This is a genomic window from Aliibacillus thermotolerans (assembly GCF_027853235.1).
Lineage (GTDB): Bacteria > Bacillota > Bacilli > Bacillales > Marinococcaceae > Aliibacillus > Aliibacillus thermotolerans.
This window is the reverse complement of record NZ_WKJG01000021.1, coordinates 1-516: the sequence shown is the minus strand read 5'-3', so window position 1 is coordinate 516 and position 516 is coordinate 1. Positions and strand designations below refer to the sequence as shown.

Genomic DNA, 516 nt, shown 5'->3' with positions numbered 1-516 from the left:
AGGGTACCTACGAACCAATGCCCGTCCGCAGAGTCGAAATCCCGAAACCTGATGGCGGCGTTCGGCTACTAGGTATCCCAACCGTGACGGACCGTTTCATTCAACAAGCGATCGCCCAAGTCCTATCGCGGATATACGACCCAACGTTTTCCGAGCATAGTTACGGCTTCCGTCCAAATCGGAGTGCCCATGATGCAGTAAGGAAAGCGAAAGGCTATATCCAGGATGGGTACAGATGGGTAGTAGACATGGACCTGGAAAAGTTCTTTGATAAGGTGAACCATGACCGACTCATGAGCACACTTGCGAAAAGAATTACTGATAAACCATTATTAAAACTTATCCGCAAGTATTTACAAGCTGGCGTCATGATTCAGGGCGTGGTTTCCAAAGAATTAGAATCCAGAGGACACAGATTCGTCCGTTATGCGGATGACTGTAATATCTATGTAAAGTCAAAACGTGCAGGTGAACGTACGATGGCGAGTATCCAGCGTTTTATTGAGGAAAAACTCC

General features: G+C 47.1%; 1 protein-coding gene. It reads left to right on the top strand.

The features are described from left to right. Positions 1-516: reverse transcriptase domain-containing protein (locus GJS40_RS01525; protein WP_270895590.1), on the top strand; the 516-nt coding region annotated here is incomplete at both ends.